The organism is Peptidiphaga sp. (assembly GCF_057238965.1).
Genome location: NZ_DBHHEV010000047.1, coordinates 8148 through 19344, shown reverse-complemented (window position 1 = coordinate 19344; position 11197 = coordinate 8148). Strand labels below are relative to the sequence as shown.

Annotated in this window: 9 protein-coding genes and 2 pseudogenes; 9 read left to right on the top strand and 2 right to left on the bottom strand. The window is 63.9% G+C overall.

Annotated features, from left to right (window positions below):
* The 8 genes and pseudogenes from ACO48X_RS06900 to ACO48X_RS06865 form a co-directional block, all read left to right on the top strand.
* Positions 1–197, top strand: a pseudogene (locus tag ACO48X_RS06900) (crossover junction endodeoxyribonuclease RuvC); the annotation flags it as partial.
* Positions 198–246: 49 nt separating this feature from the next.
* Positions 247–837 carry a Holliday junction branch migration protein RuvA gene (ruvA, locus tag ACO48X_RS06895; RefSeq protein WP_485001362.1) on the top strand — a complete coding sequence of 197 codons (591 nt, stop codon included), beginning with the start codon at positions 247–249 and terminating at the stop codon, positions 835–837.
* Positions 838–840: 3 nt separating this feature from the next.
* Positions 841–1873, top strand: a pseudogene (gene ruvB / locus ACO48X_RS06890) (Holliday junction branch migration DNA helicase RuvB).
* Between the two features lie 213 nt (positions 1874–2086).
* A complete protein-coding gene (locus ACO48X_RS06885; RefSeq protein ID WP_485001361.1) occupies positions 2087–2458 on the top strand; it encodes a preprotein translocase subunit YajC in 372 nt (123 codons plus the stop codon).
* A gap of 12 nt (positions 2459–2470) precedes the next feature.
* Entirely contained in the window at positions 2471–4660 is a 2190-nt protein-coding gene (gene secD, locus ACO48X_RS06880) for a protein translocase subunit SecD (RefSeq protein WP_485001360.1), read from the top strand.
* Positions 4653–5786, top strand: coding sequence for a protein translocase subunit SecF (gene secF, locus ACO48X_RS06875; RefSeq protein ID WP_485001359.1), 1134 nt, complete (start codon positions 4653–4655; stop codon positions 5784–5786). The genes secD and secF overlap by 8 nt, the downstream gene beginning before the upstream one ends.
* Complete coding sequence (locus tag ACO48X_RS06870; protein ID WP_485001358.1) at positions 5783–6328, top strand: adenine phosphoribosyltransferase; 546 nt, start codon at positions 5783–5785, stop codon at positions 6326–6328. Before secF ends, ACO48X_RS06870 begins: the two co-directional genes overlap by 4 nt.
* A gap of 85 nt (positions 6329–6413) precedes the next feature.
* The gene (locus ACO48X_RS06865) at positions 6414–8696 is read left to right on the top strand and encodes a RelA/SpoT family protein (protein ID WP_485001357.1); all 2283 of its coding nucleotides are present in this window, start codon (positions 6414–6416) and stop codon (positions 8694–8696) included.
* Position 8697: 1 nt separating this feature from the next.
* On the opposite strand, the gene ACO48X_RS06860 is transcribed toward ACO48X_RS06865, so the two are convergent.
* Complete coding sequence (locus ACO48X_RS06860; RefSeq protein ID WP_485001356.1) at positions 8698–9225, bottom strand: hypothetical protein; 528 nt, start codon at positions 9223–9225, stop codon at positions 8698–8700.
* A gap of 173 nt (positions 9226–9398) precedes the next feature.
* Positions 9399–10745, bottom strand: a complete 1347-nt coding sequence (locus ACO48X_RS06855) for a DUF349 domain-containing protein (protein WP_485001355.1) — start codon at positions 10743–10745, stop codon at positions 9399–9401.
* Between the two features lie 157 nt (positions 10746–10902).
* Here ACO48X_RS06855 and ACO48X_RS06850 point away from each other — a divergent pair.
* Positions 10903–11197, top strand: a 295-nt coding sequence (locus ACO48X_RS06850) for an MBL fold metallo-hydrolase (RefSeq protein WP_485001354.1), incomplete at its 3' end; no start/stop codon positions are given.

Sequence of the window (11197 nt, the reverse complement as noted above, 5' to 3'; positions counted from 1 at the left end):
CCATCGCCATCGCCCATTCTTGGCGCGGCGGCGCTTTTTCCGACGCGGAACCCGACCGGGCGCAGCACGGCGGCGCGGGAACGCTGCCGCGGGCGACCGGCGGCGACCTCACTCCCGCTCAGAGACTGTGGGCCGGCGCCGAGCGGATGTCGCGGCGCCACGGCGCGGTTGCGCCCGCCGCCAAGAATGACGTGTAGTCTTAGTCTGCAAACAAAAGTTCGAAAGGGTCGATGCGGAGGAGGGCCGATGATAGCGGCGCTGCGGGGAAATGTTCTCAGCATTGAGCCGACGGCGGCGGTGATCGAAGCCGGAGGCGTCGGATACGCCGTCCAGGCGACGCCCGCCACTTTGGCGGGGCTGCGCGTGGGGCAGGAGGCCTTTGTCCACACCTCGCTCGTGGTGCGCGAAGATTCGATGACCCTTTTCGGTTTCGCCGACGCCGACGAGCGGGAGGTTTTCGACGCGCTTCAAACCGTCTCGGGGGTCGGGGCGAAGCTCGCGCTCACCATTCTGGCGACCTTGACTCCCGACCAGCTGCGTCAGGCCGTGGCCAACGCCGACATCGCGGCCCTTACGCGAGTTTCCGGCGTCGGAAAGAAAGGCGCCCAGCGTTTGGTCTTGGAGATCGGGGCGAAGCTTGGGCCTCGGCGGGGAGGCGACTTTGAGGCGCCTTCTTCGAATGCTCGGTCCGGCGACGTCGTCGCGGCGCTCGTCGGGCTCGGCTTCTCCGAGCGCGACGCCGAAAACGCGCTCTCCCAGGTCGAAAAGGCGACGCCCGAGGCGGAGGTCCCCGAACTCCTGCGCGCCAGCCTGAAAATCCTCGGGGCCGGGAGGTAACCGGTGGCAGACTCGAAAAGCCCGGACGCGGATTCGAAAGGCATTGTCTCGCCGGCGGCCTCGGAATCCGAACGCGCGGCCGAAGCGGCGCTGCGCCCGCGCCAGCTCAGCGAATTCGTCGGCCAGGAAACCGTGCGCTCCCAGCTCTCGCTCGTGCTCGAAGCGGCGGTGGCCCGGGGGAAGACCCCGGACCATGTCCTGCTTTCGGGTCCGCCGGGGCTGGGCAAGACGACGCTGTCGATGATCATCGCCGCGGAGGTCAACGGCTCGCTGCGCCTGACCTCCGGCCCGGCGATTCAGAATCCCGGCGACTTGGCCGCCGTGCTCTCCTCCCGTTCTTTTCATCGACGAGATCCATCGCCTCGCCCGCACGGCCGAGGAGATGCTCTACCTGGCGATGGAAGATTTCAGGGTGGACGTCATGGTCGGCAAAGGGCCCGGCGCAACGTCGATCCCGCTTCCGCTGCCGCCCTTCACGGTGGTGGGGGCGACGACGCGCGCCGGCCTCCTCCCGGCCCCGCTGCGCGACCGTTTCGGCTTCACCGGCCACCTCGAGTATTACGAGGAGGAAGAGCTCGCCCTCATCGTCACCCGCAACGCCGTCAAGCTCCAGGCGAACCTCGAAGCCGACGCGGCGCACGAGATCGCCTCGCGCTCGCGCGGCACGCCGAGAATCGCCAACAGGCTGCTCAGACGCGTGCAGGATTGGGCGCAAGTTCGGGGAAACGGCGTCCTCGATCTGGCCGCCGCGCGCGCCGCGCTCGACGTGTTCGAAGTCGATAGGTGCGGACTCGACAGGCTCGACCGCGCCGTCCTCGAAGCCGTCTGCGTGAGGTTCAGGGGAGGCCCTGTGGGGCTCACCACTCTCGCGGTGTCCGTAGGGGAGGAGCCCGAAACGGTCGAGACGGTCGCCGAGCCCTACCTCGTTCGCGAGGGCTTCCTGGTGCGAACGCCGCGCGGCAGGGCCGCCACGCGTCTGGCCTTCGACCACCTAGGCCTGCCCGGCCCGGCGCCGGAGGAGACGCTCTTCGGCTGACGGGCGTGCGCCGATTGAGAGCAGAATGTCCGCCTGAAGGCGCGCGCCGCCCAGCCGCATGCTTGCTTTGCAGCCGCCGGCCGCCGGCAGCTTGGAAATCGGCGTCGCCCGAAAGTGAATTTCGTCCGAGAGCCAGGTTGTGCTTCCCCCCGGTGAGCAAGCGCGCGTACACTTGTGCGGGTACGTGTCTTTTTACAGCTAGGAGACTTCGGAATGGATCCGACAATGATCGCCCTCCTCGTCGGCATGGTGATTTTGTTCTTCTGGATGTCCTACTCCGGACGCAAGGCCCGCGAACGCCTCAACCAAGAGCGGGAAGAGATCATCGTGGTCGGCAAGGACATCATGACGACTGCCGGATTTTACGGAAAGATCGTCGACATCGACGGCGACGCCGTCACGCTCCTGAGCCCGGCCGGCGACGAGACCGTCTGGGACCGGCGTGCGATTTCGAGGGCGGCCGAGCTTCCGTTGGCGGAATCCGAGGAAGTCGATTCCGAGGACGACGAGGCCGAGGCCGAGTCCGCCGCCGCGCCGGACGAGGACCGTCCCAAGCCGTCCTCACCCTTCTCATCGGATCGATAGAAAAGCACACGTATGGCAAAGCGCACCGCAACGCGTTCCTCCGAGGTGCCCCGGAAACGCCTCGTCCTGTTGATGCTGATGATCGTCGCGCTCCTCGCGACGCTGACGATCGGAAGCTGGGGCAAATCTTCCAAGTGGGCTCCCGAGCTCGCCCTTGACCTTCAAGGCGGCACCCAGATCATCCTCACCCCCGAGACGACTGACAACTCGGAGATCACCCAGTCCGACGTCAATCAGGCGATCGAGGTCATCCGCCAGCGCGTCGACGCCTCTGGCGTGGCCGAGGCTGAGATCAGCTCCCAGGGCGGCAAGAACATCATCGTGGGCCTCCCGGGCAGGCCGTCGGAGCAGACTCTCAGGCTTGTCCGCACGTCCGCGGTCATGCGCATGCGCCCCGTGCTTGCGATCGCCGGCGACGCGGGCTCGCTCACTCCGGCGAAGGTCGCGAACATCGACAAGGCGCAGAAAGAAGCGCAGAAAAGCGCCAGCCCCTCGGCTAGCGCAAGCCCTTCTGCCTCCCCGAGCCCTTCCGCGTCGGCGACGCCGACCCCCGATCCCAAGGCGACGTACGGCGCCGAAGAGCTGAAGAAAGTGGCCAGGGAAAGGGCGGATCAGAACCACGACGGCAAGATCTCCGACCAACCGAAGTCCAAGCCGGCCAACGCCTCGGACGCGGAGAACTGGATTACAGAGAAGGTCGCCTACGACGCCGCGATTTTGGACTGCACCAAGCCGTCGTCGAAGTTGAACGTCGTCGACGACCCGAAGAAGCCGCTCGTGGCCTGCGACCGCTCACGGGGCCAGGCGACGAAGTACATCCTCGGCCCGGCTGAGATCGAGGGGACCCAGCTGACGAAGGCCTCCTCTGGATTCGACCAGAGAAGCAACCAGTGGATCGTTCAGATTCAATTCGACTCCAAGGGGACGAAGGCTTTTGCCGACGTGACCCGCCGTCTCGTCAAGCTTCAGCAGCCTAAGAATCAATTTGCGGTGGTCCTCGACGGGTCGGTCATCTCCTCTGCCGCCCCGAGCGAGGTCATTTCGGGCGGCCAGGCGCAGATTTCGGGCTCCTTCACCGACCAGACCGCCAAGACGCTCGCGAACCAGCTGAGTTTCGGATCGCTTCCGCTGAAATTCAACGTTCAGTCGGAGGAGCAGATATCCGCCACCCTCGGCTCCGAATCGCTGCGAGGCGGCCTCATCGCCGGGGCGATCGGCGTCGTTTTGCTCGCCCTTTACCTCCTGTGGACGTATCACGGGCTGGGAATAGTCGCCATCGGCTCGATCGCGTTGGCAACCGGGCTCTCTTACCTCATCGTCGCATTGATGTCGTGGATCATCGGCTATCGGCTCTCTATGGCGGGCGTCGTCGGCTTTATCATATCGATCGGCATCACCGCGGATTCCTTTATCGTCTTCTTCGAGCGAATACGCGACGAGATCCGAGAGGGACGCTCGGTCAGAGCTGCGGTCACGCACGGATGGCACAGGGCCAAGCGGACGATCTACGTCGCCGACGGCACGAATCTGCTGTGCTCGCTGGTCCTCTACTTCCTCGCTGTCGGCTCGGTTCGAGGTTTCGCATTCACTCTCGGATTGACGACGATTCTCGATCTCATCGTGGTGGTCATGTTCACCTACCCGGTCATGGCGATCCTCGTCCGCGGCAGCTTCTTCGGCGAGGGGCATCGGTGGTCTGGCATGAGCGCCATCGCCTTGGGCAACGCCCCCGCGTACAGCGGCCGAGGATCCTTCCGCCGCCGCAGCGACCGTCACATGGACGTCAAACTCGTCGTGGACGAGGAATCGTCCGGCTCGGCTGTCGACACGGCCGTCGTCGTCACCGAGTATTCGGAGGACGACGGCGCGGACGCCCCCGGAACCCGCTCGCCGGAGGCTTCCTCCGAAAACATCGGAGCCTCCTCTCGTCGCTCTCGAAAGGACGCCGGTTTTTCTCCCAGGGACTCAGCTTCTTCTCGAAAGGCCGCGGCGGAAGAGGCCGGTGCGGCCGGCGCCGAAGCGGACTTTGCGAAAGGCGACGAGGCCTCCGGCCCGAAGCCTCGCGAAGAGCTGCCCGAAGAGGAAAGGGGCCTTTCCCTGGCGGAGAGAAAGGCGCTCCGACGCAGGAAAGCCCGCGAGGAAGCCCGAAAGAACGGCTTCGGCGGACATGCCGCGCAAGGGAAGGGGAACGGCGATGTCTAAAAGCTCCATCGGCAACGATCTGTACACGGGACGGCGTTCTTTTCCTTTCATCGCCAAGAGGAAGTACTGGTTCGCCATCTCGCTGGCCCTCATCGCGATCTCTGCGGTCACCCTCGCAGTCAAGGGCCTTAACCTGGGCATTGAGTTCACCGGCGGCTCCCAGTTCACGGTCTCGCGGACGAAGGTCACCGATCAGAAACCGGCGGCCGACATCATGAGACGCTATGCCAAAGACGACGCCGCCCGCGTAGTCCAGGTGGGCGATTCGACGCTGAGAATCCAGACGGCCGAAACGAAGCTGAGCGACGACAGCGTCAGGACCGTGCGCTCGGAGTTGGCCAAGTCCTACAAGGTCGCTCCGTCGAACGTCGCCTCGACCTTCATCGGACCGACGTGGGGGCAGGACATCTCCTCGAAGGCGCTCAAGGGATTCATTGCCTTCCTTGTCGCCGTCGCTTTGGGCCTGACTCTCTATTTCCGAAGCTGGCGCAATGCCGCCGGCGCGATTCTCGCGCTTTTCAACGACCTTGTCGTCACCATAGGCGTCTACGCCCTCTTCGGATTCGAGGTCACCCCGTCTACTATCATCGGCCTGCTCACGATCCTCGGTTATTCTCTTTACGACACCGTCGTCGTCTTCGACAAGGTGCGGGAGAATTCTGCGAAGCTTTTGTCGCAAAGCGACTACACCTTCGCAGAGTCCGTGAACCTCGCGGTCAACCAGACTCTCATTCGATCGCTCAACACCTCGGTAACGAGCCTTTTGCCCGTCGTTTCAATCCTTTTCATCGGCACCTACTTTTTGGGCGCCGGCACGCTGCGGGATCTCGCCCTCGTCATGTTCGTCGGCATGATTCTCTCGACGCTCTCCTCTATGTTCATCGCCTCGCCCATCGCCGTGCAGCTGGCCCATCTCGATCCGAAGATCCGTCAGCACACCGAGAAGGTTGAGAAGGCGCGCGGAGAGCTCAGGGAGCGAATTGCCGAGCGCAGGGCGGCCGGCGAGGAGATCTCGAGCAAAGAGGAAGAGGACATGGTGGTGCACGCGGGGCACGTCATCCGCACGCCGGGGCGGCATTTAGGGACGGCGGCTCAGCCCCATCGCAAGAACAGGAAGAAGAAGTGAACAGTCAATCCGTCTTCCCTTTGGACGCAGTGTCCCTCGTTGAATCCCACCTGCGAGAGGTCCCGGACTTTCCGGCGCCCGGTGTGCTTTTCCGCGACATCACGCCTCTCATAGCCGATCCTCAGGCGTTCAAGGTTCTCATCGAGACGATAGCCGACCGCTACAGGGGCCAAGTGGACGCCGTCGCGGGGCTGGAATCGAGAGGATTCATTCTCGGCGCCCCGCTCGCCATAGAGATGGGCGTGGGAATGCTGACGGTGCGAAAGGGCGGGCGTCTTCCGGGCCCCGTCGTCGGAGTGGACTACGACCTGGAATACGGTTCTGCCCGAATGGAGCTGCAGCCTTTCACTGTGTCCGACGGGCAGAGGGTCCTTGTGATCGACGACGTCCTCGCGACGGGCGGAACTGCCAACGCCGCTTTTGAGCTCATAGAAAGGGCGGGCGGCGTTCCGACTGGATTGTGCGTCCTCATTGAGCTTCGCGAGCTCGGAGGGCGTGAGAGGCTTGCGGGACGCGAAGTGGATGCGGTTCTCACCTATTGATCGACGATGGCGGTCTGTGACCGCCATCGTTTTATATCCGCTCTCCAGAGTGCTATAACCATATTGTTCTGGGAAAGGGGATGCCATGGGGGAATCGAGCCCGCGCCTTCGATCGCGTCTGAGCTGGCTTGCGGGCAGGTCGGGACCGCAGATTCCGTCTACGCTCGAGCCTCTTATGCGCGCCCTCGGAACGAAAAGCGTCGACAAATCCAGAATCCTCCACGCCTTCGAAGTGGCCGATCACTGCCATGAGGGCCAAACGCGCAAATCGGGAGAGCCGTACATCACCCATCCCGTCGCCGTCGCGACGATCCTTGCGGAACTGGGAATGGACGAAGACACGATCATCGGCGCGCTCCTGCACGACACGGTCGAAGACACCGACTATCAGCTCTCCGACCTGCGCAGGGAATTCGGTTCCGCAGTCGAAGTGCTCGTCGACGGCGTCACGAAGCTTGACAAGGTCGAGTACGGCGAGGCGGCGCAGGCGGAGACTGTGCGAAAAATGGTCATCGCAATGTCGAAGGACATCCGCGTCCTGCTCATCAAACTCGCCGACCGTCTCCACAACGCCCGCACCTGGAAGTATGTCTCGGCTGAAGGCGCCAGGCGCAAGGCTCGCGAAACTCTCGAAATATACGCCCCTCTGGCCCACCGTCTGGGAATGAACTCGATCAAGTGGGAGCTTGAAGACCGGTCCTTCAAAGTCCTTTATCCCACCGTCTACGGCGAGATTGAAAGGCTCGTCACAGACAGGACTCCCGAACGCGAGGCGTACATTCTCCAGGTGCGCGACATCCTTGAGAGCGAGCTGAAAAACGCCAAGATCAAGTGCACGATCACTGGACGGCCTAAACACTATTATTCGATCTATCAGAAGATGATCCTCCGAGGAAAGGACTTCGAGGACATCTACGACCTCGTGGGCGTGCGCGTGCTGGTAGAGACGATCGCCGACTGCTATGCAGCCCTCGGCGTCGCCAACACCGCATTCACCCCGATCCAAGGCAGGATCAAAGACTACATCGCCACTCCGAAGTTCAACTTCTACCAGTCGATTCACACGACGGTCATCGGCCCGGGCGGGCGGACGATGGAGATCCAAATCCGCACCTACGACATGCACAAGCGGGCCGAGTACGGAGTCGCCGCCCATTGGCGGTACAAGGAGGACGCGGGGCAGTCCAAGGGCGGCATCGGACCGACGTCGGAAGAGCAGACCCAGCTCAATTGGCTCCGCCAGCTCGTCGATTGGCAGCGCGACACGGCCGATCCGACGGAGTTTCTCGACTCGCTTCGATACGAGATCTCCGGGAGTCAGGTCTACGTTTTCACTCCAAAGGGGGAGGTTTTGGAGCTTCCCTCGGGGTCGACGCCGGTCGATTTCGCGTACGCCGTCCACACGGAAGTGGGGCATCACACCGTCGGCGCGCGCGTCAACGACCGGCTCGTAACCCTCGACCACCGCCTCGAATCCGGCGACAACGTTGAGATCATCACGGCGAAGAATCCCGACGCCGGGCCGTCCCGCGGATGGTTGGATTTCGTCGCCTCCCAGCGGGCACGGGCGAAGATCAAGGCGTGGTTCAAGCATTCGCGCCGCGAGGAGTCCGTCGATTCCGGGAAAGACAAGCTCGCCAAAGCGATCCGCCGGAAAAACCAGCCGGTTCAGCGGCTGATGAGCCACGACACGCTCCGCGGCATTGCGCAAGACCTCAATAAAAACGATGTGACCGATCTGTACGCCGCGATCGGCGAAGGAGTCATCTCAGCCGAAACGGTGGTCAGACGGCTCATACAGACGCAGGGCGGCGAGCCAGGCGTCGAAGAGACGCTGTCCGAAGCGGTGACGCCCACGCGAATCGCCCACCGCTCCGGCGCCAGCGGCGATTCCGCCGTCATCGTCGAATCCATGGACTCCGGCGACGTCCTCGTCAAACTTGCCAAGTGCTGCACGCCCGTCCCTCCCGATGCGATCGTCGGCTTCGTCACGCGGGGGAACGGTTTGTCGGTCCACCGAGTAGATTGTCCGAACGTGCTGCCCCTCAAGCGGGAGCCGGAGCGTTTCATCGACGTCGCCTGGTCGGAAGGCTCGGAGGCGACGTATCTCGTCCAGGTGCAAATCGAGGGGCTTGACCGGCAGGGCCTGCTCTCCGACCTTTCCCGCGTTCTGTCCGAGCACGGAATCAACGTCCTCCAGGGAACGATGACGACCACGAAGGAGAGGATGTCGAAGTTGAGCTTCACTTTCGAAATGGCCGAACCTTCGCACCTGGAGCGCATTTTGCGCGAGTTTCGGAAAGTGGACGGAGTCTACGACGCCTACCGCGTGACCGGCTCGAAGAAGGGCAGCGAAAGGCGAGCTTAGGCTACCTCGTTTCCTCGATGTAGGCTTCCAGTGCCTTGGCCGCCCTTCGGGCGAAGGGCGCGCCCCGACGCCGCCTTTCGCGTTTGCTGTGCAGCTGCAGATCTTCCGGGTTGAGGCCGCCGCGCATAAGGCGTATGACGCATTCGACGGCGACGCCGGGCTCTTCGAGCGCGAGCAGGTCGAAGGCTGTTCGCGCCGTCGTCGGAACGGTGAAACCCCCGAGCTCCCGGGAATACTCCTCTTCGAGCTGCGCGCGGTAGACGACGCAGTGATGGCGGCTCGTCGGGTGAGCCGCACACAGACGCCTGAGCCGGGAGGGGGGCCACCATCCCGTGTAAATCCACGCAGCGGTCAGCGTCGCGGGCGTCGAACCGTCGGGCAGCAGGGGGCACACCAGCCGGGCTCGCATGGCCGGCGTCGCTGCGAGGTCGGCAGCGGCTATGCGCCCAGGCGCATACTCCACGGCCAATTTTTCGCGCACAAGTGTCTGGGCGCCTCTGGTCAGTTGCTCGGGCCTCCACGTTTTCATGGCAACCGTTCTACATCAAAAGAAGCGATCGCCGCGTTGTCTGCCCTCAGCCTGTGCACAACGGTCCGTCAAAGGCATTCCAGCGGCGCTGAGCCCTGTCTCGAAAGGCACTCCAGCCAGACGCCCGGTCGCGTTCGAATCCGCGGCGGGAGGGAGGGAAGGGAGAGAAAGCATCAGAGGTCCGAGTTGACTTGGTCGAGCCAGGCTTGCCGGGCCTGCCGGGCCTCGTTGAGCTCTTTGACCTTGGCCTCGTCCCCGGCTTCTTTCGCGGCGGCTATTTCCCCGTCGAGTTCGGCGATGAGCGCTTCCAGCTGGGCCGCCATGCCGGTCGAACGCCGCTTTTTCTCCGGATCCGTCCGTCGCCACCGCTCGTCCTCGGCGCGGCGGATCTCGTCCGCGATCTGCTTCATTCGGCCCTCGACCCTCGGATAGTCGGAACGCGGCACCATGCCGATGGCCTCCCAGCGTTCGCCGATGTCGCGGTAGGCCGCCCGGGCGGCGTCGATGTCGTTGATTGGCAGAAGGGCCTCCGCCTCGGCCAGCAACTCGAGCTTGGCGGCGAGATTGCTCGCGAACTCCTGGTCGACGGCGGCGTGGTGCGCCGAACGCGCGGAAAAGAAGACCTCCCGCGCGGCCATAAAACGCTCCCACAGCTTGCTGTCGTCGTGTTTGGACGCCCTTCCCGCGGCCTTCCACTCGTCCATGAGGCGCCGCATTTCGTTGCTCGTCTCACGCCAGTCGGTCGACTGAGCGATCGCCTCGGCCTCGCTGATGAGCCGTTCTTTCGCGGCGACGACGTGTGCGCGCTCCTTCTCGAGTTTGGCGAAGAACGCTCTGCGGGCGTCCTCAAACACCTTGCGCGCGTGCGAAAGGCGCTTCCACAATGCGTCGTTCGTGGACCTACTGATGCGAGGGCCGTTCTTTTGCGCGTCTTTCCAACGTTCGAAAAGCTCCATGAGCTCTGCCCGCGTGTCCCTCCAGTTGATCGGCGTGTCGACCGAGGCCGCAATGGCCTCGGCGCGTTCGACGAGCGCCTCGCGCTGCGCGCGCGCTTCGGCCTTTGCCTGCTCGCGCTTGGCTTTGTGCTCGGTTCGAAGCACCGAAATCCGGGAGGCGAGGGCGGCGGAGCGATTTCGCAGCCCCTCGATGTCGCCCACGGCCGAAGGATTGGCGATTTGCTTGTCGAAGGCTCGAAGCGCCGAGGCGGACTCTTCGGGATTGACCGTTTCCACCCGCGCCTCGATGAGGGCGAGCTGAGCTTCCAAATCAAGGTAACGGCGGACGTAGATGGCCAAGGCGTCCTTCTTCGACCCCTCGGCGGCATATTGCCCGACGATGCGTTCGCCGTCGCCCGAGCGCAGCCACACATTCCCTTCGTCGTCCACCCTTCCCCACGCTGCGGCCTCCGCCGCTGCGGAATCGCTTCGCGAAGGCGCAGGTTTGGCGGCCCCGGCCGGACGGGGCTTGGGGATCGGACGCGGCACTGGCTTAGGCGTCGGAGGCGTGGTCGACTCGGTCATAGAAGCTCCTTGGGGAGACGGCGTGACTGTACGCCGTAAGAAACAGCGTTGTGGAAAACATTGTAAAACCAAAATCGCGGCCTCCGCCCGGGCTGTCCACCCTGCGAACGCCGCCGCCCCGTCGACACGGAAGCCTTGAAAACGATAGCGTACAACCATGATCTTTCTCCGCTACAATCGGACCCTCATCGAAGCGAATTGCTACATCGTCGCCGATTCGCAGCAGCGGGTCGCCCTCGTCGTGGACCCCGGCGCGGGGTCGGCCGAATGGATCGAGGAAACCCTGGCTTCTCGGCGATTGAGCCTCGGCTGCGTGCTGTGCACCCACGGGCACATCGACCACGTGTGGGACTCGGGGGTGATTGCCGGCGAAGCGCCGGTCTACGTTCCAGGCCCGGACCTGTACAGAATGGAGGATCCGGCGGCCATGGGCCCCGCCGCGGCGGGCGTTT

Coding starts and splice junctions, on each gene's coding strand:
- secF (WP_485001359.1), top strand. CDS start 4,653: ATGTCTAAAAGCTCCATCGGCAACGATCTGTACACGGGACGGCGTTCT.
- ACO48X_RS06855 (WP_485001355.1), bottom strand. CDS start 10,745: ATGACCGAGTCGACCACGCCTCCGACGCCTAAGCCAGTGCCGCGTCCG.
- ACO48X_RS06865 (WP_485001357.1), top strand. CDS start 6,414: ATGGGGGAATCGAGCCCGCGCCTTCGATCGCGTCTGAGCTGGCTTGCG.
- ACO48X_RS06860 (WP_485001356.1), bottom strand. CDS start 9,225: ATGAAAACGTGGAGGCCCGAGCAACTGACCAGAGGCGCCCAGACACTT.
- ACO48X_RS06885 (WP_485001361.1), top strand. CDS start 2,087: ATGGATCCGACAATGATCGCCCTCCTCGTCGGCATGGTGATTTTGTTC.
- secD (WP_485001360.1), top strand. CDS start 2,471: ATGGCAAAGCGCACCGCAACGCGTTCCTCCGAGGTGCCCCGGAAACGC.
- ruvA (WP_485001362.1), top strand. CDS start 247: ATGATAGCGGCGCTGCGGGGAAATGTTCTCAGCATTGAGCCGACGGCG.